Origin of the sequence: Cloacibacillus evryensis DSM 19522 (genome assembly GCF_000585335.1) — a bacterium.
GTDB classification, from domain to species: domain Bacteria; phylum Synergistota; class Synergistia; order Synergistales; family Synergistaceae; genus Cloacibacillus; species Cloacibacillus evryensis.
On the sequence record NZ_KK073872.1, the window covers coordinates 3,289,174 to 3,315,036 of the forward strand.

The window sequence follows — 25,863 nt, forward strand, 5'->3', positions numbered from 1 at the left end:
GGCTCATTTCTTTGCGCCTCCCTTATGCTTTAGCTCCGCCTTTTGCGAAGAAGGAGCGGGCAGAGCGTCAGCAGCGCCGGCGCGCCGAATCCGGCGCTGCATCCGCCCGACGAGCCGCCGGGCTTCGGCGTCCCGGCTTCGTTCACCGCCGTGATTATCACCGGCGCGGAGGTGAAGAAATTTTCATAGCCCTTGATAGTGAAAGAGAGCTCCGTGATCACGCCGCCTGTTCCCGCTTCGTATGCTGTTGGAAAGGCCGCGAAGCCGCCGCCAGTTTTGTATGGGATCATCACGTAGAGCTTGTTGTAACCAGCGGGGAGCTTCACGCCGGTTTCAAGCGTTATGGTGACAGACAGATCCCCTGATGTCTCGTCGCCGTGTGTCGCCTCCAGGATGAAGGAGGTCAGCGTGTCGGCGCTCACTGGGTCCGCGCCAAGCCCATCTGTTATGCCCTCGAAGCCACCCGCGACGAGCGCCTTGACAGCGGCGAGACATCTTTCTTCGTCAAGCGAGGCGGCTACGGTCGTTACGCCCTCCGGCAGATCGGCAGAGAGAAGAGGAACGACGGCTTGCGGCGCGTAGTCAGCGCTTGTCACGGGACCGGCGTCCGGTGTTGGCGGGACGGGCGGAGCATCCTTGCGGTTTACGCGTATCACACATTCCTTATAAACGCTCTTATCGGCGGAGGCAACCGCCCTTACGCGAACCTCGCCATAGCCCGCTATGAGCACCGCGCAGCTCTCGCCGTAATCTCCCGACGCCGTGAGAGCGACGGAGGCCACCGTACCGGAAGAGGGAAATTCGCTCCAACTCACGCCGCGCAGAGATGGTGAAGTATCCTCCGGCATGACCATGGCGTTCAGCGTCACCGTAAAGGTTTCTCCTTCGGAGACGTCGCCGCTCACCGCTTCTCTGTCCAGAGACAGGCTCTCGGGCCAGGTGTCGACCCCGACGTTATTATCTCCCACGTAATCCGCTGGCGAGGAATAATCTCCGATCATCTTTTCGGCGCTGCTTGTAAGCCACATGCAATCCCTAATCACGGAGATATCCTCTGCGGGGGCGTGGTTTTCCCCGGCGATGCCGCTCTTTCCCATTCCGCCGGAGGCATGTAGCGCGCCGATGGCGGTGCATGACCTTATGGAGGCCTTAAAATTGTTATCGGCGCCGTTCCTGCCGGCGATGCCGCCGATATCGTAACCGCCCTCGCCGGTGATCGTTCCGCGATTGACGCACCCGCTTATCGCCCCGTCGTTAGTCCCGGCGATACCGCCGGCATATGATTGGTATGCGGGATCAGATGGGCCGCTGACGCTCTCCACGCTGCCGCTGAAGCTGCATCCGACAATCCGCGCGTCGGGAAGGTTCTCGTAATCAAACAGGGCCTTGCGGACATTGCTGCCCACGATCCCCCCGACGCCGGCCTGCGCACCCCACGCGCCGGCCGCCCGGATCTTCGCGTCGGATGAGCAGCCTTCTACGAGGCCGTCATTCCATCCGGCGATCGCCCCGACGTCGAACCTCGCCGTCTCCACCGTGCCGGAGACGGAGCAGCCCGTGATTGTGCCGCCGTTATAGGCCGTCAGCGCCCCCGCGCAGGTATGTGACGAACCGTCTCCGGCCTGCGGAAGGTCGATATAAATATCAGCGGAGAGCCACAGCTCCTTCACACTGCCGGAGGCTCCGATATAGGCGAAGAGGCCGCCCGACGATTTCAGCGAAGTTTCCCTGCTGTCGACCGCAAGCCCGACAATTTTATAGCCGCCGCCGTCGAATGTCCCGTCAAACGAAATGCTTGGCGCGCCTACGTTATAGTTGCCTATCGGCGTCCAATAACAGCCGCCGAGGTCCAGGTCTGCAGTGAGACTGACCGTTTTGCCTTTGAAATCGTCGCTGCCGGCGTTGACGAGCTGCGCGAGGCCCGCGAGCTGTTTCTCATTTGAAATGCTGAAAACCGTACCGGACTTGTTATACCAGCCGGTATCAACCGTGCCGTCCCACGCCGCGAACGCCGCGCGCGGTGCGAGCGTGAAGAGCGACATGGCCAGAATCAGCAGGATTATTTGAACTCTACTGAACCGCCCCCCCTCGTAAGATACTACAGTTTTGACAAACGATAAATCTACGTTCCATCTGACACCGTTTTTCACAGTAAAACCCCTTTCTTTGCACCTTTTCTCAGAGATTCAAAAAGAACGGCCTTTTTATCTCCGTCGCCGGCATTCCATGCGGGTATGCCTTCGGCAGATACACGTTTTTGTAATAGTAGAGCGAATAAGCGAAGGCCGTAATGTAAAGCGCCGCGCCTATGATGACCAGCAGGAGGTTTCTTCTTCTCACATCATGCCCTCCCTCTTCATTGGCTCCGCTGCTGTTGCCTCCGGTAAAATAACGGCCGCTTTTGATATCGCCGCCGCGCTGTTGCGGCGCGGCGGCGTCTGTTTCGTTACTTTTTCCTGCGGATCATGAGGGGCGCGAGGGCCAGAAGCGCGAGCGCGCCGAAGCCGGCGCTGCATCCGCTTGACGAGCTCCCGGAGGGCGTCGGCTCTGGATCTGGTGTCGGGGTCTCTTCCGCCGTCACCGCCGCGAGTACGACCGCGGCTTCGTCGTAGATGCCGTTTGCCGTGAAGGTCACCGTTTTTGTATCCTTGTCATACTCCGCGGGGAAGGCGCTGAACTTTACGCCGTCGCCCGCGGCCAGCGCGGAGCTCTTCTGCGCGCTTTTCAGGGGGCTGGACCTGAATACGCTCTCGTAGACCGGTATCAACGCGTAGAGGCTGGCCCCCTCGGGTACGGTCACGCCGGGGTCGAGCTGGAACTTCAGGGCGACGTCTCCGCTGACTTTCCCGTCGAGATACTCGTCGTTCTCTTCATCATAAAGCGCCATCGAGAACGAGGTCAGGAGCGAGATCGCCTTCGTGTTGTCCGGCAAACCTGTCGTGATATTGCTCGCCGTGACCTCTTCTTCTGTTCCATAACCATCGGGGCCGGGGATAACGTCGAAGGACGCTCCCTCATAGCCGAACTTGACGTCGCTTGAGACGGCGCTCTGCGCTTTAAAATCGGCGCTTGTAACTACGGGGCCGGTCGGGTCTGGAGTGGGAGTTGGGGTATCGCCGGTGCCTTTGACGAGGATTAGCCGTGTTCCCATTCCATCTGGCTGCCAGAATGATTTTCCAATTTCGGACGGAAGAGGCTTGACTGCCAGCATCTTTTTATCTGCGTCATATTTGGCGCTGACTGACATCACCGCTTTCGTCGTAAGGTCGGACGATGTAAAATCTTCATTCACAAAATAGAGATAGAGCGACCCCGCGGCGTCGCCTATCGCGGCGGGAACGTTAGAATAGTAAACCGCGTCCACCAAATCAGGGCTAATTACGCCATAGACTGTAAAAACCGACAATATCTCACCGCCGGAATATGAACCGGGATTAGGAAGGCCGGCATAGAACTTATCGCCTTCGTCATTTATATCCTCCTTTGAATACTGGTATGTATCGCATTCAATATCACTGACACCATCCTGCGTTAGTTTCAGATCGAAACTGGCGTCATAAACATAATTCGGGCTGACGATCACCGCCGCCATCGCCCCCGCCGCCATTACCGCCAACAATACCGCCGCCAACATCAAAACCAATAACTTCTTCATTATTGCACGCTCCTTTTGAGATATTTGGGATGTGTGATGAAAGTTGCCGGTTCTTTTTTATCATGGCGCTGCTGTTTTGGGTACGTCGGGATTCCGCCAACTTGATGGCAGTCGACTGCCATTTTGCATTTTTGCCATGGCTATGATGCTTTTTTAAGTGGCGGTACTCTGCCATTTGAGTTTTTCGCGCATTTTAAGTGGCGGTCGACCGCCATTTATATAGATTCAGTATGTATCTTGTTATGCAAGAATATATCAGGTTTACTATTTCTGAATGGTTAATTTCTGGATATCTTTAGTTGTCTCATTGTTGTCTTTAAAGAAGATCATCAAAAGCGCGGCGCGGTTTTTCACTCCGGCTTTTTCGTAGATGGCGGTGATGTGACGCTGGCAGGACCGTTCGGAGATATATAGGGAACGGCCGATCTCTTTCGCCGTTTCGTCTTCAACGATCATTTTTTCAAGGACCATGGTTTCACGCTTGGTCAGGCTGTATCTTTCCGCGAAGGAGCCAAGATGCTCTTCCACGACGCCGGGGCCCGTGGTTTCGGGCGCGCCGGCATCACTCGCCGCATTTTTGCGCAGGAGGGTGAGGCATGAGAAGGCCGTCATGGCGACGACGACGGCGGCGTTGCAGTATAGCGCCCAGCGAGGGCCGGAGGAGTCGAGAAGGATGGCGGTGGGAATGACGGAGATACAGTTGACGAACTGCTTGACGGAGCGCCCCATGCCCGCCCATAGTTCGGGGAAACCGCTGTTTACGGAGAGTTTGAGGAAGGGCACGCTGAGGTAGACCACGTAGAAACCGTTGAAGAGCCAGAAGGTAACGTGGAATATTTCATACGAGAGCCCCTTTTCAAGAAAGAGCGGATAAACGGAAAGCACCGAGGCCACGGCGAGAGTTACCGCGGTCAGATAGCGGCCATTTTTCCGGTCGGCTAGAAAACCGGCGATGAGCAGGCCGGGCACATAGAGGAGGCGCGGCCAGGTAACGACGGAGACTTTGCCTTCGGCGTTGAGCTTCATGAGAAAACCGTCGCCGATGCCGTAGAAGTGGCTCAGGAGCAGCACGATGACGGCGGCGGCGACCAGCTCTCCGGTGTATTTGCGTTTTGTATTTTCCGCCGCCTCTGCGGGAAACGATCTCGCCTCCGGCAGAGGCAGGATCATCTTCAGGAATATCAGCGAGCCGGCGGCAATGGCGGCCAATCTTATGTAAGGTCCGCCGCCGTAGTTCTGGATGGGAAATTGAATCAGCACGGAGAGGGCGATGGCGGCTGAGAAGGCGCGCCCCTCGACGCCGCTGCCGCGAAGCCTCACGGCCCCCGCGTAGAGCGCCGCGCCGCCGAGGTAGCCGCCGGCGATCATGGAGGCAAAGGCGCCGAGGATGACGACGGCATGCTGCGAACTGACGTCGGTAAGGATGGCGGAGGCCGCCAAAACCGCCGCCGCGGCCGCGAGGAACCATCGCTTTTTCCGCTCTTCCGCGAAAAAGCGCGAGACGCAGGGAAAGAGGAGGTAGCCGCACCCATTGAGGAACATCAGGGTCGCGTAGAGGGCGGGAACGGAGCCGCTGCCGAATATTTCCGAAAAGCGTCCGTAGAGGGCGAATTCGGTGAGAAGGTATATTACCGTATACACCGTAAAGACGGCGGTCGCTCTCATTATGCCTGACACCGGTCGTTCCCCTCCTTTCGCGGCGCTGCGCGCTGCATGGATCTACAGGTCGATTATACTATTAACGGCAAACGTGAATGTAGTGATAAAATCACCCATCCAAAGTGTCAATGCCGCCGTCAGGCGGGGCGCCGAAAGCGGCGAGGAATCCGGCGCGGCTTTTCACGCCGGTTTTTTCGTATATGGAGGCGATGTCGCGCCGGCAGGTCCGTTCGGAGACCCCGAGCGAGGCGGCGATGTTTCTCACGTTTTCAGTGGGATCCGCCATCTTTCTGAAGATAACGGCTTCGCGCTCCGTGAACCCATACTCCGCGGAGGATACTGTCACGCGCGCGCCGGCGGCGGCTTTCTCACGCAGCAGCATCAGCGGGACGGAGAGGGCGAAGAGCGCGAGGATCACCGCCTCGAAGGCGGTGCTGCCCCAGCCGTCAAAGGCAAAGGCTCCCGAGACGATCGCAGGGGCGACGGCGAAGGAGCGCGCGCAGCGGCCCATGCCGGCCCAGAGCGGCGGGTTCGCGGTGGACGGCGCGATGTCCGTAAATATGAGCGTTATATAGATAATGTAGAAGCCGCAGTAGAGGTAGTAGGCCGAGAGGCTCGCGGCGTAGTATTCGGGGCTGCGCAGAAAGAGGGTCGCCGCCACCAGAAGGGTGAGCAGAGAGAGGGTGGCGGGCGTCAGGAACGCCCGGCCCCGCAGGTCGGCGAGGCAGCCGGCGGCAAGGATGCCGAGCACGTACAGGAGACGCGGGTATGCCGTGACGTCAAGCTGGTTTTTCGCGTAAAGGCCGGTTATAACGCCGTCGCACATGCCTACGGTTATCGACATCACAACGACGATGGCTATGAGCAGAATGTATCTGCGTTTCCCGGGGCCGCCCGGCAATCCGGACGAAATGGTCTCCGCCGCGCCGCTTCGCCAGTTTCGCGGAGGCTCTATCAACACGGCGAGCAGCAGCGAGACGGCTATCGCCGCGCACTGTGCCGCCGGCTGGCTGCCTCCGGCATAGTGCTGTATCGCGTATTCGACGACCAGCGCCGCTGCGTAAGCCTCGCCGAGAGCGCGGCCCGACCAACGAAGCCCGCGGGAGAGCATGGCAAAACTCCAGTGCGCGGCCGCGCCGGTGACGCCCAGCGAAGAGGTATAGATAAAGACCACGAGCATGTGGAGCCAAAAGTTTTTGACAAAAAAGATCGCCGCCGTGGAGAGGATGAAAACGGCTATCGACGAAAGGATCACCTTTCTTTGCTCGATCCCCCGCCGCAGCGCGAGCGTAAATCCAAGGTATCCGCAGGCGGTACCGAGCATCAGCAGGGCGTAGGCCGGGTTGACGAGGCTTTCGCCGAAAAAGGAGCCGGTCGTCTCTATCACGGCAAAGGCGGAGAGGAAAAAGGGCAGCAGATGCAGCGAGAGGAAGGCGGCGCTGCGCAGTGGTTCGGCGTTGTCCCTGATCCAGCGATATGCCGTCATGCCCGTATTCCCTCCCCTTTACCGCATCTGTAAAAATTGTATTACGTGAGAGTCATTTGTCAAATAAAATTATTTTCCGGACAGATTTTACCGCCGGCGGCGGAACTTCCCGTAAACGTAAATTAACGGGAGCGTTACTTATTTGTAATTTATAACTTTCGCTGCGTACCATACGTTTGACAATTTCAAAAAAATATGTAGAATAGCTTGGTGTGGAGGGTAGCTTCCGCAAATAAATTTATAAAGGAGGTGGACGGATGAGCAATAAACTCGTGTATATCGGCGGCGTAGCCTATTGGATGACGCCCGAGGGAAGCTTTACGGCGGCCGAGATGAAGGACGGCGTTCCCGTAGAGCATATCGTTATTAAGAGAAGATAGGCAGTTCAATCAAGCACCACGGTAACAAAAATGTTTCACTTTTACGCCCGAGGGCGTTTTGGCAAGCACAGGTTCAGGGTTTTCACATCGAGACAAAACCGCTGAACCGGTGCCGTGGGCCGAAAACCATCCAACCATTCAAAAAAGGTAAAATAAAGAGGATCTGCGGCGCAAGGGCTGCGGTATCGTCGTTCGTCCAGCCTTCCCCACGGCGATCCAAGCGCCGGCTGTTGGCAAAAGACCGGTAAAAGTCCGATGGAAGCCCGGGGCGGGATGGTAAAATGGAGCCGCGGGACATTGCGTATAAATACATAAAGAGAGGGGCGAGACCATGACTGCAATTGAAGAAAAGGCGGCGGCTTTGCTTGAGAAATGTGAGATTTTATCGCTGGCTTCGATAAGCGAAGACGGCTTCCCGCGGACCTGCGTTATGAGCAAGGCCGGCTGCGATGGAATGAGCCGGATATTTTTCGCAACGGGGGCAAGTTCGCGTAAGACGGCCCATTTTATGAAAAACCCAAGGGCCGGGGTCTCATTCGGCGACGAAAAGGACAGCGTTACAATGATCGGAACAATAAAGATCGTGGAAGACGAATCCCTCAAAAACAGCCTCTGGAAAGATTGGTACACCGCTCACTTTCCCGGCGGTCCCAAGGACCCGGAATATTGCGTGCTGCAGTTTGACGCCCTGGAGGCGACCCTCTACATAGACGGCGAGTTCGTCACCTGGCGCGCATCAGACGGGAAGGTATTTTACAGATTCTGCCAAAGCTGCGGCATGCCGCTCGCCGCGGAAGAGATGTACGGAACGGAGGACGGCGGCGGCAAGAGCGGCGAATATTGCCTTTACTGCATGAAGGATGGAAGATTCACCGCCGACATGACGATGGACGAGATGATCGAGTTCTGCATCCCCCATATGGAAGCGGCGCATCCAGAAATGTCCGCCGCCGGCGCGCGCGAAATGATGCAAAAAGTCCTGCCGAGGCTTAAGCGGTGGCAAACGAACTGAAACGGTAAATCGGCGTTTATACGCGCCGTCTGCGTCATAACTTGCCCTCTGAGTGTCCTCGCCGTATGACCAATACGGCTCCGGTACTCAGAGGGCAAGTTATTTAGCATCCGGCACGTCTAAACTCAAACTTTTCCAGTTATAGGGACTATGAGAACCTAACATTATTCCTATGGCTGAAAAATGCTAGCTTTTTGAGCTTATATTAATAGTACCTTACATATACTATATTAATTTGCTAAAAAGTGTTGCTATTACCAGATTCTAGAGATACGAGTACCTATCATTAGAAAAGTTTGAGTCTAAACGCCGATTTCCTTCGGGCGGGGAAAAGATAAACTGGGATTTAGCGCCCTTCCGCCGCTCCGGCCTCCGAGCCGGAGCCTATGATTGTTGGCTTGGTTTATCTTTTTAAAAGGCTCCCTCGCCTGAACAGAGTCCCGAAAATCGGACAGCCAAATAAAGCCCCTGGATTATAATAAAACTAAATACATATAAAGGGGGCTCTTCTATGCGTAAACGTAAAACAGAAGAAAGAATAAAAGCAATTGAGATGCACAAACAGGGAATTCCACGAAGGCGGATTGCTGAAGAACTTGGTGTTAGTCATGATTCTGTTAAAACATGGATATCTTTATATAAGAGCGGACAGAAGGACTTACTGGATGATACAAGGAAAAAAGAACCTACAGCAAGGCTGTAAAACTTGAAGCTGTTTCGGCTCATTTAGAAGAGGGACGTACTATGGTAGATGTTACCTCATCTTTTAACATTTCAAGTCCCTCTCTTTTAAGACGATGGTGTAAGGAATTTATCGAACAAGGGGATATTTCTAGTTCAAAACAAGACTGTCCAGATAAGAAATTGGAAGTTACAAATAGCATAGAAAAGATTAAAGAGCTGGAAATGCAGGTCGATGTATTAAAAAAGCCTTAGAGCTGCAAAGGTGGTGATAGAAAGAAATATTAAATACAGAATCATTTTTGAATTTTCAACAAAACATTCTGTCTGTGTAATGTGTAGATTTTTGTCCGTATCTCGTTCGACATACTACAGTTGGCTAAAGCGGCGTGGAATGGAAGATAAAGACGGTCCTCTCATAGAAGCAATAAGAACGGGACAGAATATCAACAAAAACACTTATGGGTACAGGCGAATGACTCTGTGGCTCAACAACTTCATTGGCATTCATGTAAACAATAAGAGGGTAAGGCGTGTTATGAAAAAAGCGGGACTTCAAGCGGAAATAAGAAAAAGAAAAAGTTTAAAGTGATGTCAGGAAATATCCACAGCTATGAGAATATCCTGAACAGAGAATTTCGTTCCGACAGACCAAACCAGAAACTGGTTACTGATATCACATATATACGAACAAAAAGGGTAATATATTCCTCTCCATGATAAAAGATCTCTTTGATAATTCCATACAGGGATATCAAATCAGTCGTAATAATAATATTAAGTTAGTAACCGATACATTGAAGAAAGCATTTGAAAATAATAATAAGGTGGTCGCTGATGGACCAATCCTCCACAGCGACCAGGGGTTTCAATATACAAGCCATGCATATTTCAACCTGACACAAAGATACGGACTCAAGGTCTCGATGTCAAGGAAAGGAAATTGTTTGGATAATGCCTGTGCAGAAAACTTCTTTAGTCACATTAAATCAGAACTCGTCAACCGAGTAAAATGGGAGAACTACGAGGAGGCCAAAGATGCTATAGACAAATATATAAGGTATTATAATAACGACAGGATACAGATAAAATTGAAAAAGGCTCCGATGCAATATCGAAGTCTCTTTATTGAATAAATTTTTGATACCCTTGGGAGCTTTTATAGCGTTGTCCGGTTTGCGGGACTCTGTTCAAGGAGGGAGCCTTTAAAAAAGTAAAACCAACGCCACTCTGGCTCGGAGGCCGGAGCGACGGAAGGGCGCTAAATCCCAGTTTATCTTTCCTCGCAATCACGTTCGGCGCTTATACGCAGTGAACCAAAACGCCGGTTTACGCCAAGTTACCATTCCCCTGACCTTTGCTGATGAATTTGTCTTGCCGTGTATAGTCCTGATAGCTGCTTTATTTAAGGTTTTTGTATTTCATGAATATCTATTAAAAATTTATGATATCTAAATATTATTATTTATGAAATACAAATTAGATGTTTGATTATTTATCTTTCATGATATTTATAGAGTCATTACAGTATCTATATGAAGAGGGCGTATTATGCAATGCTCGGCGAAGAGATTCGTGCAAGACGAAAAAGATTGGGACTTACTCAAAAGGCTCTGGCCAGCCTCATAAATGTTAAACCAACCACCATGTGCCAGTACGAGAACGGCACAAATGAGATGTCTTTTGCGGTTTTAAAGAACATTGCGAAAGTTTTGAATTGTTCGGCGGCTGACCTCGCATATGAAGAGTTGGGAATGGCAGACCAACCGTTAGGACCTTCCGGCGATGATGCGGCATCTCCCTCCGGGTCGAAAAAAGAGGAACTTTTCTTCACAGACCCGCTTGATGTTGAGATCGTCAAGCTTTTAAAAAATTTGGATAAAGTAGCAAAAGAAAAAGTAATTGCCTATATGCGGGATCAAAAAGCCGTTACCAACTATTTTGAGATCGTGCGAAAACACAAATAAGCAAGCGGTTGCTTAATAGCATGAACAAACCGGCCTGATAAATATTGTGAAAGAGGGCGGCTTGTCCATGCCGTTATTATCCAAAACTAGGCAAACACATCAAGCATTTTCCGCAGGTTTTGGCTTTTTCACAAACTTGATATAAAAAACTGGAACGATATACAATATCCCGACATATGCAGCCACTGTCGTAACAAGATTAACCAGGACGGAGAAGGAACTGAACCCGCTTCCAAAGTAGGCAAGAACAGATACCGCCACGACTACCCACGGATAGGCTTTTGTCTTTTCCGCAGCGAATACGTTTGTAACCGACCATACCAGCGGAGCCGTCGTCGTATAAAGCGCCGCCAACAGGATTATCCCGTAAATTGCGCCAAGAAATGGATTTATCATGCCCCCCAAATATAAGTTGGGCACCTCTATTCCTTCCAGGATCGATATATTTGCTATGAACGCCAGCATCATTAGAATAGACGCCAATACATATATTACGGCTCCTATGACTACGCTTTGAACAAGTTGCCGTGTCGTCGCTGGATTTGTGGAGGCGACGCCTGAAAGGTAGGCGGCTTGGAAGAGAATGCAGTATGAAAAATACATTATCGCAGCCCACAACCAATTCTCGCTGGGTTTCAGCAGGTTATGGCTTTTTACGTACTCATTTCCCGCCTCCAGCCCGGTAGCTCCGTTTGTAAGAGCTATTGCGGCTATTAGAACGACGAAAACGATAATGCACGGCCCTAGGCTTCCTATAACATCGACGGTTTTTCTCATGCCCAAAAGCCCTGTCACAAGAACCATGACAGTCATTATTATTCGCCCGATCTCGTTGCCAATATTAAAATATTGTGCGAAAGCGGCGCCTGCTCCGGCTATCATCAGGCTTGCCATACAAAAAAGGTAGGCGAGGGAAAAGCCGAACAGGGCGTTGCCAAGGTATTTACCGCAATAAAACAGATATACCTGACGAAGGGATGTCAGCCCGAAGTCTCTGGAGTCTTTCACAATAAAAGTTGCGTAAGAGCCCCACAATACGGCGCTTACAAGGATTCCCATAATACCTGCATACCCGAATGACGTGAAATACTGCATCATCTCCTGCCCGCTGCCGAACCCGGAGCCTGCCAGGTAGGCCAGATACGCGCCGGACAGGATAAACACAGTTAAAAAATTCTTTCTTTCCACCTTTTTATCCCCCTAACATATAAGATTAGCGGCGCGGAGAAAACGGAACGTTCCCCGCGCCGCGTTAAAATTCATGCTTAAATAAGCGTGTCTATGACCTTCGCCCAGCCGTTTTCCATCGTTGCGAGAAAATCGGTGATTGAATAACCGCCACCCATGACTTTAACGGGCATAAAGTCTCCGATGGGGTCGTTTGGTGAACAGTTTAGCGTCACCTTCGCCTCTCCATGCAGGTTTGAAAGGGTTTTGCAGGTGGAGGAATTGTCTCTGGCAGTAACGCGTTGTGAGAAAATTCCCGGTCCGTCAGGGTTTGGAATAGTCAAAAGGTTGAGATGCGGGAATGTCGTGTGTAAAACAGGAACATCTTTAACAGACTTTGAGAGGTCAAGCTCGATATCTATCAGCTTAACACCTTTTCTTGTTGTCGTTCCCCTGATAATATCTCCATCTTTTTCCAGCGTCATACACGCATATTTCTTGGGATACCCCCAGTAACGGCCGGTGGCGATAGCCGCGTCGTTGTCTTCCCATTCGTACATATAATATCCGCCGTACATACTTTTGTATTTCACGGTGAAGACAATCCCGGAATCCATGTAGGGAAGTTCCGGGCTCTCAAGGAAATTGTTCACGTATATCATGCAGATGTTACTTACATACTCGAAGGGAGTCGGCGCTAAATGCTTACGCACAGTTTCTTCATTAACCTCACACATGGCATATACGGTCCTGCTGTTCTTACAGCTATACGGGACCATGGGCTCTGGAACGAGAGGTTCTTGTACCGGCATATTATTGGCTTTCTTAATTTCTATTTTGCTCATTGTAAGTTACTCCTCCTTCGTGGTGCTGGATAAATTAAAAATCGGACAGAAACGCGGCGCGATTTTACAGCTGATGCGGCGATAGTTTGATAATCACCCCTCTCTCCAAAATGAAACGCTGATTTATGCGCTATTCAGATTTGCTATTTGTCGGCCCGGTTACAGGCGCGAACTAATATATTTATGATTCATAAATAATTATATTTATAAAACATAAATTGTCAATCAAATAATTCTTGCTTCATGATATTTAAATAGGCAGGTATTTTTGATAATGTATTTAATGAGAGGTTAGAACTGTGATCGGAAAAGAAATACGTGCCAGACGTAAGAGGTTCGGACTTACGCAGAGGGTGCTGGCTAGGATGATAAATGTGAGACCGACGACATTGTGCCAATATGAAAATGGTACAAATGAAGTGTCTTTTGCAATCCTCAGGACCATAGCGGAGGTATTAAAATGTTCCGTAATAGATCTTGCCTACGAAGAATTTGGATTGGTCAAGCCTGCTGACGCGGCGGCAAAAAACCCAAATTCAAATGACCGTGCCGAAACGAAAACGTTAAGCTTTGTTGACCCGCTTGACGACGAGATATTCGTTCTTTTAAAGGACTTGGATCAAATCGCAAAGGAAAAAGTTATCAGTTTCATGCGTGACCAGAAAATGATTACGGTATATTTCAAGGCAGTTAGCGGAAGAAAGTGAGTCGTATTATGTATGGTGGATTATGTTGCACATACGGCGCTCCGCGCCGTGTCCTCGAAGCCGCTTGTTGAAACCTGCTCATAGGCAGATGTCCGACGACCCACTATCTTATATACTTGACATATGACAAGTAATGAGGATAATCTTATCGTATGACGTATGAAAGAGGGTGGTCAGATGCGTGAACAGGTTATTCGCGATAAACGGGATCTTACCTGGCTTTCGTGGTCTAAGATACGCAATTCTTCGGGAACGGCGGGATCATTTTTAAAGGCGTTCTCGGACCTGGGCGGCGAGAAAATATACTATAAACTCTCCGATTACGACGCAGCCGTGGGGATCGTGGGGCATGAGTGCGTCAACGAGCTGATCGTCGGCCGCCTTCTGACTCTCCTGGGCATTGAACATCTGACCTATCGGCTGATCCACGCAGACGTGCTGATCGATGGCAAGCCTCATACGACATGGCTGTGCGCCTCTGAGGATTTCAAGCGGCGCGGCGAGAGTAAGCTGGCGCTGGACGCCTTTTATCAGGCGGAGCGCCTTGACGGCGAGTCTCCGCTTGAGTTCTGCGTACGCAATGGCTGGGGAGAATATCTTTGGCGGATGCTCGCGGTCGACTTTCTTATTTTGAACCGCGACCGGCATGGGGCGAATATTGAAGTGCTGCGGGACTCCCGCAAGAGGACTCTGCGCTTGGCGCCGCTTTTTGATCAGGGGCTTTCGCTTATTTTTAGCTGCCATGACGAGGTCTCTGTCGGCGCTGTGCGGGCCATGGAAGATAAACCTGTTCAGTGTTTTGTCGGTTCGCGTTCGGCGTGGGATAACCTGAATCTGATCCCCGACGGCCAATTGCCCGTGCTGCCGCGGCTGGCGGAGGATATCCGGCAGATTTTGTTTGAGGGGCTTGAGGATGCCATTGGACCGGCGTGGCTGGCTAAGATATGGGAGTTGCTTTGTGAGAGGTGGCGTGCGTATGAAGGTTTTTGCCGTCAAAGACGAGGCTGACGTTTCGGCAACGACTCTGGCGTGGCTTATCTATTATGAGACGGAAAAGCGGTTTTATGTCGAGCTTCCCGACGATGCCGATCCATGGGAGACGCCGTTGCTGCTTTCTTCTTTCCTCAAGCGCGGCGAGCGTACCGTCAACGCCTATTGGAGCCAGCTCTGGGTGAGGCAGCGTATTGTTCCGCAGGACCGGCAAAATCTGGGGCAGATTCTTCGAGACAACGGGCTTGAGGCATATGACGAGTTCGAGCTGCTGATGTTGGCGGAAGGCCGCTGCGCTCAGGATGATTATTATCTTGTGCCGATCAGGGATAATGAACTGCCGGATTATTTTGCGGCCCGTTTTGCGAAGAAGGTTGAGGACGTGGTTCCGCTCGCGGAAAAGCGCCTGCTGCTCTTTTTTCGTGACGGGCTTGTAAAAAGGTGCGATTTGCGCCCGCTGTTGGAAAAGGACGGGTCGTTCGCGCCGTTGCTTTATAACGACGTATTGTTCCGCGCGGTAAGCGTACAGACCGGCGGTTATGGCGTCTGCTGGGGGGAAAATCTGGAAGTGGCGGACAGCCTGTTGTACGAACAGGGCGAAGCCGTACCGTTGTCCCTGGGAGATTTTCGCAGTTTTGTGGAAAACAGAGTCATCAACACCGCCGAGGCAGCCGAGCTGCTGGAATGTTCAAGGCAGAATATTGACGACCTAGTCAGGCGCGGCAAGCTGCGCCCTGTCAAGGCCACGCCGAAGAATAAGTTGTTTTTAAAGGGTGAGATCACTCAGCGTAAGTGGCATTGAGAGTGCCTCCATTGCTGCTATGGTTTTGTTTTATACTCTCAACATCTCTCCGAGAACCTCTCCGCCGCGCCGTCGTTCGCGTTCGGTGGGCGTTTGCCGGTTCAGCGAAGTTTGAAGTTTTTCGATTTCATACAGCCTTCGCGTTTGACGCAGCAGACGGCGATGTCTCCGCCGTCCGACGCGGCGGCGAGGAGATGCCCTCCCGAAGAAAGGGAGGCGGCCGTCATGGGGCAAATCAGGAGGGAGCACCGGTCTCCGCATATTTCTCTGATTCGTTTCAAAAAAGGCAGGGTAAACCGCTCCGTCAGCAGCGATCCATATTTGGGGCCGAGAATATTTGCGTTGCCGGCGGGGTCTGAGTAGGAGATGTATTCCACTCCAGCTTCGCAGAGGACCTCTGTAAAGCGCGAGAGCATATCCTGAAGGCGGTCCAGGGAGGCCCCGACCGTTTCCGGGGTTTTTCTCCAGCATTTGAAGAGGCCGGAAAGAGGCGTCATGCAGCTGAAAATGGAGATCGGACCGCTGAGCTGATAGACTACGCGCCAACCTCCGTCTCTCAAGGCGGAAGACGCCCTTAGCAGGCGTGCCGCGTCCGCGGACGCTGAAATGTCCACCGGCGGAAGTTCGCCGGGATCGTTCAGGGTATAGGCTCCGGCCCTGGGTCCGGCGGTGTCGTCGGCGGGGCGGATGTCGGCCCCCATCGCCTTTGCCTCCACCGTGTGGCAAAAGGGGAGCAGCGCGAAATCGCGGCCCGCGGATTTGCCGGCCGCCGCCGCTATCGCGGTGATGTTTTCCACGCTCGCGTAGATATCTTCCGGGGCGATCCCCAAGGAGCTTATGAGGCCCGGCGAAACCATCTCCTGATTTTCCGGCCGGCATGTGAATTGAGAAAACTGATCCATTGATATATTCTCCTTAAAAACGCAGGCACTTGATAAAAAGAGCCTCGTAGCCTTCTTTTACGGATAGTTCGATATAGCGGGCCTCCCCCGCTAGAGACTCACAGCGGTCCGCCTCTTCCGGCGAAAGCAGGCATATCGCGGCGCCTGACTTTGAGGTGTTGCCGGCATATGTGATCTTTTGTTCCCATGATTTCGGCAGGATGCCGCAGCCTGTGATGGATTCCGCGGAGAGGTGCGCGCCGAACTGTCCGGCCACGATCACCCTGCTTACGTCGCCCTCGCCGTGTCCAGACGCCTCAAGCAGCGTGAGCGCCCCCGACAGCAACGCTCCCTTTGCCAACTGTACCTGCCGGATGTCTTTTTGCGTGAGGTATATGTTATGCGCGGCGTCCAGGACGACGCGTTTTTCCCCGCAGGAGCGGCTGACGAGCGGATGGTCCGCGAAGCGCCCGTTGGGGGCGATGACGCCCTCGCGCAGCATCGCGGAAATGGCGGATATCAGCCCGCTGCCGCAGATGCCGCCTGCCGGACGGTCTCGGATCGTCCGGCAGACGACGGCCCCGTCCGTAATGGAGACGCTCTCTATCGCGCCGTCCGACGCCCTCGTGCCGCAGCTAATGTTCATCCCTTCCAGCGCCGGGCCCGCCGCGCAGGAGCAGCAGTATATTTTATCGTTCCCGGCCAGGACGATCTCGCCGTTGGTGCCGATGTCCAGCAGGAGGGTAAGCGGGCCGCCGCTGTCGATGCCGCAGGCGATCATGCCGGCGGTAATGTCTCCGCCGACGTAGGAGGCTATCGCCGGCAGGCAGAGGACGGAGGCCTCCGTCAGGCCCAGCCCGATGTCGGCCGCGTCAAAACGGAGCGGCCCGGTGAAGGCGGGAAGGTAGGGGGCGGAGGCCAGGCTGGAAGGGTCGCGCCCCGCCAGCAGATGGATCATCGTGGTGTTGCCCGCGATCACGACGCTGCTCACCTGTTCGGCGCGGATGCCGTTCCTGGCCAACAGCCCGGTGGTCAGCTCATTCAGGTCGCCGGTGATTTTCTGCTGAAGCTGCGCCAGCCCGTCCGCTTCGTCCGCCGCGTGACGGATGCGTGAGATGACGTCCTGCCCGTATATTTTCTGGCTGTTCAGGCGGGAGAGCGTGTCAAGCTCCCGTCCCGAAGAAAGGTCATAAAGGGCGGCGACGACGGTCGTGGTGCCGATGTCTATCGCCGCGCCGAAGCCCTCTTTCGGGACGAAACGGAATTCCTTCATGTATCCGTCGGAGACGATCTCGCTCACGCCGGCGGCCTGCGGCAGCAATATCTCCGCGCTGCGCTCCACCGTATGGCAGCACGACAGCACGCCGGCCCCGTCAAGAAGTACGCGGCATTTTCCGCAGACGCCCTTTCCCCCGCAGGGGGCCTCGATCAATCCCTCTTCGGCGAGGAGCTCATAGAGATTGCGTCCCCTTTCGCATTTAATAGTCCGCCCCAGCTGCGGAAGGTATAGCTCAGGCATGGGGCCTCTCCGTGAGTTCCCGCGCCGTTTCCGCCATCGCCTTTATGTTCGCGAGCGGCGTGGTGAGCGGCAGGCCGCAGGCCGGTGCCAGAATGTCCATTCCCTGTTTGTATGCCGCCGCTGTCAGCTGTTTTACCTTTTCCCGCGGCATGACGCCCAGCGCGTGGGTGCTGACATTGCCCATGACCGCCTTTCCGGTCAGATAAGGCTTGACCTCATGCGCGCCGACCATCGCGTCGAAGCTGAACGCGTCGCAGTGAAGCGAGTCAAGCAAATGATAGACGCTGCGCAGCCGGCCGCAGATATGGACGATCTTCGTCGGCGCCGGCACCGCGTCCAGGACGCGGTTTATGTAGGTTACGGCATATTCCTGAAAGCGCTTGCCTCCGAGGATCTCGCCGGTGCCGCTGGGCTCCGCGACACAGATGACGTCCGCTCCGGCCTTGACCTGCGCCCGCCCGAAGGCTATGAGGGCGTCGGAGATTATTCCCAGCAGGCGATGGCACGCCTCCGGCCGTTTGCGAAATTCCATCAAGAGGCTGCTCATATCCACAAGAGTGCCGGCGACGCTGATCGGCCCCGTGAGGTTGCCGACGACCGGCACGCCGTCTCCCGCGGCTTTCAGGAGGTGTATCGCCTCAAGGACGACGGACGGACGCCCCTTATCGGGATCGAACGGCCTGAGACGGTCCGCCTCCAGCGCGGAGGAGAGCGGGGAGCGGACCACGTGAGGCTCCACCTCTCCGTCTCCCATATCCACATCGGCTCCCAACGCTTCGGCCTCCACCGTCATACAGAAGGGGACGCCGTAGTTCTCGAAACCGCCGTTTTGGCAGAGAGCGCGGGTCAGCGAGGCCATTTTCGCCGGATCGAGATGCGACTCCGGCCATGTACAGCCGGTCGCTCTCATGATATCGGAGACGATCATGTTCATCATTCCGCCCGGACAGACGCAGGGAGGGCGGTCAACGGCCGCCAGATGCGCCGCCGCATAGAGCCGCTCCGCCAGCGTCATCGGCACCGGGCCTGCGCTTTCGCCGTGAGCCTGTTGACGAGCCTGACCGCGTCGGTCGCGTTCGCCGAATAGCCGTCCGCGCCGATCTTGGCGGCAAAGGAGGAGGAGACGGGAGCTCCACCCACGACGACATACACCTGGTCGCGGATCCCCTCCCGGACGAGCAGGTCGATGATCTTTTTCATGTTCTTCATCGACGTGGACATCAGGGTCGAGAGGCCAAGGACGCGGGCTCCCTCGTCTTTCACGGCGGAGACGAACTTTTCCACCGGCACATCGCGCCCCAGGTCGACCATCTCATATCCGGCGGATTCCAGCATGATCTTCACCAGATTTTTGCCGATGTCGTGCGTGTCTCCCTGCACCACGCCGATGACGACTTTGCATTTCCCGCCGGCCTGATTTTTCGGAAGCAGGGGGCGCAGGACGTCGAGCCCGTTGTACATGGCGGAAGAACAGATAAGAAGCTCGGGGATGAAGTATTCTTCCTGCTCGTAGAGGTCGGAGGCCCTGTTCATGCCGTTCACCAGTCCAAACAGGATGCCGTCCGTCGGATCGAAGCCAAGCCGCGCATACTCTTTCGCGGCCTCGGTCACCTCGTCCTCTTCCATCTCCAGAACGCAGCGGGAGAGTTCCGCTAAAAGTTCTTCTTTTGTCTTTGTCATATCAAGCATCCGTCCCTTCTTCATCCGGCATCTGTTCCTTACAGGCGGCGATCATCTCCCGGACGCGGTCCGGGCACACCGGGTAACCCACCTCGCGGACTGTGTCCAGCATGGTTTGGATGTTTTCCGGCGGCGTTTCCACGGGCAGGCTGCAGCCGGACATTACGACATATCCTTTGGGATTGTCATGACCGTCGAGGATGCACTCCAGAGTTTTCAGCCTCACGTCAAGTACCGTGCCGGAATACATGATGCCGCCGGGGTCGACGTTGCCAAGGATCTTTGTCTTATCTCCCACCGCCAGCTTGCAGCCGGCTATGCTGGCCACGTTGTCGATGCTCAGGCCGGCGATGCCGAGGCCGGCGAGGTCTTCCCAGATTTTGTTGGTCTGTCCGCAGACGTGGATGATTACGCCCTTGCCGCGGCTTTTGATGAAATCCACCAGCTCGCGGAGATAGGGGAGGGAAAATTCGCGGAAGTCCTTGGGGCTGATGACGGTGCACGACGACATCGGTTCGGAGATGGTCGGCGTAAGGCCGATATCCATCGCGGCCGCGGCATAAGCCTTCACCGTTTCCAGAGATACGCGGCAGAGACGGTGGACCGACTCGGGGTCTTTCTTGAGCATGCCGAGAGTCTTATCCACGCCCATGAGGAAGAAGGCGTTGGTAAAAGCGCCGACGACGCCGCAGGAGCAGCCGATCTCGCCCTTGACCTCGTCGAGCAGGTATTTCATCGCCTCAAGCTGCACGGGGAGCCGTCCGTCCTTATAGGGATCGGCCGGCGAAAGCGTGCCGATCAGGCTCACATCGGAGATCGCCGGCTGCTCGAGGTCGGCGGTGTCGTCCTCGGGAAACTTTACCTTCGCACCCATCGCCTCGGCCCACGGGAAAAGGTCGGTGAAGATACGGATGCTGTCATAGCCGAAACGGCGGTAAGAGGCGACCTGCGCCTGCGCGAGGATCTTGGGGTCGCGGTTGAACTGGGATATTTTACAGCCGTATATGCGGGCCACCCCGTTCGCCACATTAGGGTTGCAGGGCAGGCGATCCGCCTGAAGCCCCTTCGCTATCGCCGCGCCCCGTTCGGCGGGGGTCATTTGATCCAACATAAAAAATCTCCTCCTTTAAATCAAAGATTTCTATTTTATGAAACGTTTATCCGGCCCGGAGAGGGGCCTTAATTGTTGATCGTCCAGTGCAGGATGCGCCCCTTTATCAGGTCGAAGGCATAAAGGATGATCAGCAGTACGATCGCCATAAATATGAATCCGACCGCGACCAAGTCAAAGCGTCCGAAATCCGAATAATACTGAATGAAATAACCCATTCCCGATGTTACTCCGAACATCTCCGCCACGGCCAGAAGCATAAAGGCGAGCTTCAGGGCGATCGTGCAGCCGGTGAGGATCGCGGGAGAGGCCGCCGGCAGCACTATGCGGAAGAGGCGTTGAATGTTGGGGATCTCAAGCGTCGCGGCATTTTCAAGATAGCGCTTGTCGATGGTCATGACCGCGGTGATGGTCGAACCCAGGATGATCCAGAAACACCCCAGGAAGATTATAAAAATGGAGGCGACGCGGAAAGAGGGGAAGAGGTTGATCGCGTACGGAGTGAGCAGCGTTACCGGAATGGCGCTGAACGCGTTGATATAGGGGGTAAGATTTTTGCGCACCAGCTTTTGGGAGCCGATGAAGGCCCCCAGCCCGATCCCCAGTATCAGCGCGAGCATATACGCCCACACAAGCAGGGAGAGGGAGCTCCACAAACCGTCCATCAGCTGCCCGAAATATTCAACAAAGAGCGGCGGTACCTTGGTGATGCTGTGGAACAGAAAGGGGTTGAGCACATGGAAGACGTCCGTCAACAGGACATATCCGCCAAGCACCCCGATAAAGATGAGAGTGACCCCCAGTCTGTCTTTAATAAAATTCATCTATGACTTCACGACCTTTCCAGAAAAAGCCGCGGCTTTGCGCGGCCGCGTGTGCCGTCAGCGCGGAACATCCCGAAGCCGGCGCGCGCGGCACCGGCCCGGGATGTTCCGCGCGCCGGAATCCTACAGATTATTTGCTTTGAACTGCTCCATCTTGTACTTAAAGAACTGGCTGTCAGGATAGTCCTTGATAAGAGACTCCAACGCTCTCTTATATATGGAAGAATTCATGTGTTCTTCCAGCTTCACGTTGCCGACGGTCAAGTAGCCGAAGTTGGACATCTTGTTCCACATCTTCTCCACGCTCTTTGTGAAGGGGTCCGTGTCATACTTCATGTGCGGGCTGAGCACAAAGCTGTCGGCGGTCTCTTTTTTAAGGTCAAGGTTTTCCACGACGAGGTCGGAGACCTCGTTCATATTGGTCCGCATATACTCTTCGGCGCGCAGATAGGAGCGCAGCAGGCGGTAGATGGCCTCCTCGTTGTTCTGCAGATACTTGTTGGTGCAGAGCATCCGGCAGCAGGAGTGGTTGGGCCAGAGCTCGTCGGGCCACATCTTGACCTCCAGTCCGAGGTCCCTCGCCTGGATCTGATAACCGGTCGCGGTGGCGCCAAAATCGACTTCGCCGTTGGCGATGGCCTGCAGCACGTCGGTATTCTTTTTATACTCAAAAAATTTGATCATGTCAGTGTCGTTCTTATCGCCGATAACGGTGTTGCCTCCGTAGGAAAAGGGATAGCCGGCGTCGTAGAGGATGCCTTTAAGTACGATATCGGGCGTGCCGCCGCGGGTGATGCCGATGCGTTTGCCCTTGAAACTCTCCAGCCCCGTATAGACGGTCCCCGGCTTGCCGTAAACGGGCGTCTCGCCGATGATCATGTAGCCGCCGAAGATGTTGAAGTCCTGCCCGTTGGCGATATAGATCAGCGGGCCGCCTGTTCCGTATGTCGAAAGGACGTCCACCTGATCGGCCATCAGCGCGGAGGCGGCGTCAGACAAATTGCTGAGCCACACCATCTCCACATCGACGCCCTCCTCTTTATTGAAGCCATGCTTATTGGCGATAAACTGGAATACCTGGCCGGAGGTGGGCTGCGCCGCCACGCGGACCTTTATCACGTCCGTAGGTTTGGCGCTTGTAGCCGCGCCGTCCCCGCCGCCCTTCATCATAAAGAAGGCCGCGGCCGCCGCTGCCACTACGACAGCACAGATGATCACTATTTTCTTATTCATTTTTCGTAAGTCTCCTCAATATCGTTATTTCGGTCGTCAATGATAAATTTTTAAATTCTCCGCTTACACGGCTATCTTCAGGGGGATATCTTCCGCGGATTCCTCGGAAGCCCTTTCGTTGGCGTCGGTGTAGATCAGACTGATAAGATGATTGCGCAGAGCCGCGATCCCGGGATCGACGTACATGTTTTTGCGGGTTGGGCGTTCCTCTCCGGCAAAAGAATGATGATACATGACCTCGGCGGGCGACTGGCTCAATACGTAAATATCCGTCGCCAGCAGCAGCGCCTCGTCGACCTCATGGGTCACGAAGAAAACGGTCTTGCGTTTGTCGCCCTCCTGCTGCCAAAGTTTGAGGACCAGATCCTGAAGCTTGGCCTTGGTCACGGCATCCAGCGAGCCGAAGGGCTCGTCCATCAGCAGGATCGGCGGATCGATGGCGAAAGCCCTGGCGATGCCGCAGCGCTGCTTCTGTCCTCCGGATAGCTCTCCCGGCAGCTTGTCGTACAGCGATTTGTCCATCCCGACGTTGTTCATCCAGTGAAGGGCGAGTTCCTTGCGCTCCTCCTTATTCTTCTCAGGATAGCGGCGCTCCAGGGCGATGGTGATATTCTCCCCCGTCGTCATCCAGGGGAAAAGCCCGTAATCCTGAAAGACCATCCCGCGCTGAAGCCCGGCGCCCCTGACAGGTTCGCCGTCGACGAGGACGCTGCCGCCGCTGGGTTTCTCCAGCCCCGCCAGCAGGCGGAGCAGGGTGCTTTTTCCGCACCCGGACTGCCCGAGCAGACAGACAAATTCCCCGGACCGCACATTCATATCGATATCGTTTAAGATAACTTCATTACTGCCGCTGTAAGAAAATTTGAGGTGGTTCACAATTACATTGAGCATATTTTACCTACTTCCAACATAAGTGATAGATATTTGCCTTCCATGTCCCGGAAACCTGCCGGACATTCGATAATATGCCGACGGTTATCTGCCGATAAAAGAGATGGCGGCACCCGCCCCTAACGGGACATTCAAGGGCGCGGCGCTGATAAAAAATTCCTGGATTGCGTTGACCGGCTTTTCTCTAGTTTTCCATAAATGAACAAACCTTATCCGCTCAAACCGCCTTAAAACGGCTCAATCGGCGAAAAACAACGAACGGCGACCGAGCACAGCGGCGGCGTTGTGCTTCAAAGAGGCATAACGACAAAAACCTCCCCTCGTCACACGAGGTCAAGGTCCCGCATAGAGCAGGGATATTATCGTCTTTGCGTTAACAAACGGATTTATTTTATGGAAAGTCTTCTTACTCTTTTGGCGGATTCTGAGCAGGAGACTTGGCAAAAGCCCGCACCACAGGCCTGTCGACATTACGTCACATATACGTCTCCTCCTTTCAGAACCATTCCCGGCAAGTTAAATGATCATTGCCTTATATCTATAATATCCACAAATAATTATAAAAACAAGGCTTAGTTCTATTATGTTTTTATGCTGGTGAATAAAATAACGGCAAACGACATGCGGCCGCCGGATAAGCGGGCCAAAGGCCGGGGTCTTGACGCCGCAAGTCCAGCCGTTGATTTTTATACGCCTGTTGAATGGCGTTCACGTCTGTCAGCCCCGCAGAGCTCTGTGCCGGCGGTTCTCTCTTGAATAGAGGTTATGCGTGCAGCGCATCATGCAATAGACGGCTGCGGCGGCGACCAGCAGTTCGGTGACCGGCATCGCGAACCAGAGGGCTTTGGCTCCCGCGGCGGCGGGCAGGAGGTATATGAGCAGGCCGCTTATCACCATGCCGCGCGAAACGGAGATAAAAAACGATATCTCCGGCCGCATCAGGGACTGGAAATAATAGGCGGAGAAGATGTTGAAGGGCAGCAGCAGGAAAGATAGGCCGTAGCAGCGGATGATGTAGGGCGCGGCGGCAAGCACGCCAGCCGTCGGAGCCATAAATATGCGGATAAATCCGTTGGGCATCGTCAGCGCCGCGGCGGTCCAGGCGAGGCTGAAAAGGGCCGCCGTCACCAGGGCATATCGCAGCGTGGCCCTGATGCGCCCCCACCGGCCCGCGCCGAAGTTCGTCGATATTATCGGCTGTGAAGCCTGCCCGATGCTGTAGGCGCAGCATTGGACGATCGTGCTGATGTTGACTACGACGCCGTATACGGCGAGCGCCTCCGTGCCGGAATATCTCATTATCTGGCGGTTGAAAAGCACGGTGAGTATCCCCATCGCGGCGTCGATAAAAAAGGTCGAGAAGCCGGTGACAAATATCCTCCGCAGCTTTGCCGTCAGTTTTACCGGCTTTACCAGCCGCAGCGTGTTGTTTTTTGATAAAAAGTGGCAGAGCATCGCGGCGAAGGTGAGCGCCGCCCCGATCGCCGTGGCAAGCCCCGCGCCCATGATGCCCATATTGCAGGTGAAGACGAAAAAGTAATCGCCGGCGACATTGAAGAGTCCGCCGAAAAGCACCGCGGCGGTGGCGAGCCCGGGGCTGCCGTCGTTGCGCAGGAAAGCGGCCAGCATCTGGTTGAAGACAAACAGCGGAACGGCGAATTTTATCGGCTGAAGGTACTGCCGCGCAAGCGGCAGAAGAGTTTCCTCCGCGCCGAAGAGCAGCAGCATCCGCCTGTCGAAAAAAACGATCGCTATCCAACTGACGGCTGAAAATATCACCGTTCCGATAAATGCCGCCGTGAAATACTCGTTCCCATTGCTTTCCCCCTCGCCGCCGCAGCCTTTGGCGACGCAGAAGAGCACTCCGCCGCCGATCCCGGCGAGCAGACCAAGGCTGTATATGAGGTTCCACACGGGGGCGACGACGGCAAGCGCCGCCGCGCCGTCCGGCCCCTGATATTGCCCGACCATCGCCATGTCCGCTATCCCGTATATGGAACTTATCATCGCGCTGCCGAAGGCGGCGCCAAGGTACCTGAAATATATGGTCCTGATTTTCGTGTGCAAAAGATCCATGACGATCCCCCTTAAATAAAAAGCAAAGAGCCGGACAAGATAACGGGCGTTCCAGCCCGTCACCTTATCCGGCTCGTCATTTCCAACGAATGATCCGCCCTCCGAGTGAGCGTTGTAGTTTATAGCATCAACGGCCGAAAAAGGCAAGCGGAGGGTTTTTTCAGAGGAAAAGCTGATTTTATGAGGCACTCGCTGGATATCCCCATTTTTTCGCAAATTAACAGCCTTTTCTGGGATATATTTGAAATTTAATTAATTTAATTAAGCAATTTTACTGACCGGTGAATGATGTTCATG

General features: G+C 54.3%; 26 protein-coding genes and 1 pseudogene. 10 read left to right on the top strand and 17 right to left on the bottom strand.

Going from position 1 to position 25,863, the window contains the following annotated elements:
* Window positions 1-29 precede the first annotated feature (29 nt).
* The 6 genes from CLOEV_RS14680 to CLOEV_RS14695 form a co-directional block, all read right to left on the bottom strand.
* The gene (locus CLOEV_RS14680) at window positions 30-2,150 is read right to left on the bottom strand and encodes a Synerg-CTERM sorting domain-containing protein (protein WP_156938443.1); all 2,121 of its coding nucleotides are present in this window, start codon (window positions 2,148-2,150) and stop codon (window positions 30-32) included.
* 28 nt (window positions 2,151-2,178) lie between these two features.
* Complete coding sequence (locus CLOEV_RS16965; protein WP_156938444.1) at window positions 2,179-2,340, bottom strand: hypothetical protein; 162 nt, start codon at window positions 2,338-2,340, stop codon at window positions 2,179-2,181.
* 106 nt (window positions 2,341-2,446) lie between these two features.
* Window positions 2,447-3,655, bottom strand: coding sequence for a Synerg-CTERM sorting domain-containing protein (locus CLOEV_RS14685; protein ID WP_084482477.1), 1,209 nt, complete (start codon window positions 3,653-3,655; stop codon window positions 2,447-2,449).
* The gene (locus CLOEV_RS17080) at window positions 3,555-3,830 is read right to left on the bottom strand and encodes a hypothetical protein (RefSeq protein WP_169732234.1); all 276 of its coding nucleotides are present in this window, start codon (window positions 3,828-3,830) and stop codon (window positions 3,555-3,557) included. The genes CLOEV_RS14685 and CLOEV_RS17080 overlap by 101 nt, the downstream gene beginning before the upstream one ends.
* 89 nt (window positions 3,831-3,919) lie before the next feature.
* The gene (locus CLOEV_RS14690) at window positions 3,920-5,332 is read right to left on the bottom strand and encodes a helix-turn-helix domain-containing protein (protein ID WP_156938445.1); all 1,413 of its coding nucleotides are present in this window, start codon (window positions 5,330-5,332) and stop codon (window positions 3,920-3,922) included.
* A 91-nt stretch (window positions 5,333-5,423) separates the two neighbouring features.
* Window positions 5,424-6,800 (bottom strand): helix-turn-helix domain-containing protein, encoded by a 1,377-nt coding sequence (locus CLOEV_RS14695; RefSeq protein WP_034444697.1) that lies wholly within the window; start codon window positions 6,798-6,800, stop codon window positions 5,424-5,426.
* Window positions 6,801-7,057: 257 nt separating this feature from the next.
* Here CLOEV_RS14695 and CLOEV_RS17415 point away from each other — a divergent pair, with 257 nt between their 5' ends.
* The 7 genes and pseudogenes from CLOEV_RS17415 to CLOEV_RS16270 all read left to right on the top strand — a co-directional run bounded on the left by CLOEV_RS17415 (window position 7,058) and on the right by CLOEV_RS16270 (window position 10,840).
* A complete protein-coding gene (locus CLOEV_RS17415; RefSeq protein WP_256193827.1) occupies window positions 7,058-7,180 on the top strand; it encodes a hypothetical protein in 123 nt (40 codons plus the stop codon).
* A 331-nt stretch (window positions 7,181-7,511) separates the two neighbouring features.
* Window positions 7,512-8,192 (top strand): zinc ribbon domain-containing protein, encoded by a 681-nt coding sequence (locus CLOEV_RS17225; RefSeq protein WP_218915530.1) that lies wholly within the window; start codon window positions 7,512-7,514, stop codon window positions 8,190-8,192.
* A gap of 511 nt (window positions 8,193-8,703) precedes the next feature.
* Entirely contained in the window at window positions 8,704-8,895 is a 192-nt protein-coding gene (locus CLOEV_RS16625) for a helix-turn-helix domain-containing protein (protein WP_083829526.1), read from the top strand.
* Window positions 8,896-8,927: 32 nt separating this feature from the next.
* Window positions 8,928-9,128: pseudogene (locus CLOEV_RS16630) on the top strand (transposase); the annotation flags it as partial.
* A gap of 139 nt (window positions 9,129-9,267) precedes the next feature.
* Window positions 9,268-9,465, top strand: a complete 198-nt coding sequence (locus CLOEV_RS17085; protein WP_051484912.1) for an IS3 family transposase — start codon at window positions 9,268-9,270, stop codon at window positions 9,463-9,465.
* A gap of 88 nt (window positions 9,466-9,553) precedes the next feature.
* On the top strand, window positions 9,554-10,009 hold the full coding sequence (locus CLOEV_RS17615; RefSeq protein WP_425393619.1) for a DDE-type integrase/transposase/recombinase: 456 nt from the start codon (window positions 9,554-9,556) through the stop codon (window positions 10,007-10,009).
* A gap of 420 nt (window positions 10,010-10,429) precedes the next feature.
* Entirely contained in the window at window positions 10,430-10,840 is a 411-nt protein-coding gene (locus tag CLOEV_RS16270) for a helix-turn-helix domain-containing protein (protein ID WP_051485143.1), read from the top strand.
* A gap of 99 nt (window positions 10,841-10,939) precedes the next feature.
* Here the strand turns inward: CLOEV_RS16270 and CLOEV_RS14715 are convergent, their stop codons facing one another.
* Window positions 10,940-12,028 (bottom strand): YkvI family membrane protein, encoded by a 1,089-nt coding sequence (locus tag CLOEV_RS14715; RefSeq protein WP_034444699.1) that lies wholly within the window; start codon window positions 12,026-12,028, stop codon window positions 10,940-10,942.
* 77 nt (window positions 12,029-12,105) lie between these two features.
* Entirely contained in the window at window positions 12,106-12,852 is a 747-nt protein-coding gene (locus CLOEV_RS14720) for an acetoacetate decarboxylase family protein (RefSeq protein WP_034444701.1), read from the bottom strand.
* 299 nt (window positions 12,853-13,151) lie between these two features.
* Here CLOEV_RS14720 and CLOEV_RS14725 point away from each other — a divergent pair, with 299 nt between their 5' ends.
* The 3 genes from CLOEV_RS14725 (at window position 13,152) to CLOEV_RS16640 (ending at window position 15,351) form a co-directional block, all read left to right on the top strand.
* Complete coding sequence (locus CLOEV_RS14725) at window positions 13,152-13,559, top strand: helix-turn-helix domain-containing protein (protein ID WP_034444703.1); 408 nt, start codon at window positions 13,152-13,154, stop codon at window positions 13,557-13,559.
* Window positions 13,560-13,736: 177 nt separating this feature from the next.
* Window positions 13,737-14,567 carry a hypothetical protein gene (locus CLOEV_RS14730; protein ID WP_034444705.1) on the top strand — a complete coding sequence of 277 codons (831 nt, stop codon included), beginning with the start codon at window positions 13,737-13,739 and terminating at the stop codon, window positions 14,565-14,567.
* Window positions 14,536-15,351, top strand: coding sequence for a DUF2442 domain-containing protein (locus CLOEV_RS16640; protein ID WP_169732235.1), 816 nt, complete (start codon window positions 14,536-14,538; stop codon window positions 15,349-15,351). The genes CLOEV_RS14730 and CLOEV_RS16640 overlap by 32 nt, the downstream gene beginning before the upstream one ends.
* A 101-nt stretch (window positions 15,352-15,452) precedes the next feature.
* On the opposite strand, the gene CLOEV_RS14745 is transcribed toward CLOEV_RS16640, so the two are convergent.
* From CLOEV_RS14745 to CLOEV_RS14785, 9 genes are all read right to left on the bottom strand, one after another.
* Window positions 15,453-16,253, bottom strand: a complete 801-nt coding sequence (locus CLOEV_RS14745; protein ID WP_051485144.1) for a uroporphyrinogen decarboxylase family protein — start codon at window positions 16,251-16,253, stop codon at window positions 15,453-15,455.
* Window positions 16,254-16,266: 13 nt separating this feature from the next.
* Window positions 16,267-17,751: an ASKHA domain-containing protein gene (locus CLOEV_RS14750; protein ID WP_051485145.1), complete on the bottom strand. Its 1,485-nt coding sequence runs from the start codon at window positions 17,749-17,751 to the stop codon at window positions 16,267-16,269.
* Window positions 17,744-18,766, bottom strand: a complete 1,023-nt coding sequence (locus CLOEV_RS14755) for a uroporphyrinogen decarboxylase family protein (RefSeq protein WP_034444708.1) — start codon at window positions 18,764-18,766, stop codon at window positions 17,744-17,746. Before CLOEV_RS14755 ends, CLOEV_RS14750 begins: the two co-directional genes overlap by 8 nt.
* Entirely contained in the window at window positions 18,763-19,431 is a 669-nt protein-coding gene (locus CLOEV_RS14760; RefSeq protein ID WP_034446162.1) for a corrinoid protein, read from the bottom strand. The genes CLOEV_RS14755 and CLOEV_RS14760 overlap by 4 nt, the downstream gene beginning before the upstream one ends.
* Window position 19,432: 1 nt before the next feature.
* Window positions 19,433-20,542 (bottom strand): uroporphyrinogen decarboxylase family protein, encoded by a 1,110-nt coding sequence (locus CLOEV_RS14765; RefSeq protein ID WP_034444710.1) that lies wholly within the window; start codon window positions 20,540-20,542, stop codon window positions 19,433-19,435.
* 68 nt (window positions 20,543-20,610) lie between these two features.
* Window positions 20,611-21,366, bottom strand: a complete 756-nt coding sequence (locus tag CLOEV_RS14770) for an ABC transporter permease (RefSeq protein WP_034444712.1) — start codon at window positions 21,364-21,366, stop codon at window positions 20,611-20,613.
* Between the two features lie 123 nt (window positions 21,367-21,489).
* Window positions 21,490-22,599, bottom strand: coding sequence for an ABC transporter substrate-binding protein (locus tag CLOEV_RS14775; RefSeq protein ID WP_034444714.1), 1,110 nt, complete (start codon window positions 22,597-22,599; stop codon window positions 21,490-21,492).
* Window positions 22,600-22,662: 63 nt separating this feature from the next.
* Entirely contained in the window at window positions 22,663-23,490 is an 828-nt protein-coding gene (locus CLOEV_RS14780; RefSeq protein ID WP_034444715.1) for an ABC transporter ATP-binding protein, read from the bottom strand.
* 717 nt (window positions 23,491-24,207) lie between these two features.
* Window positions 24,208-25,566, bottom strand: a complete 1,359-nt coding sequence (locus tag CLOEV_RS14785; protein ID WP_034446164.1) for an MATE family efflux transporter — start codon at window positions 25,564-25,566, stop codon at window positions 24,208-24,210.
* Window positions 25,567-25,863 lie beyond the last annotated feature (297 nt).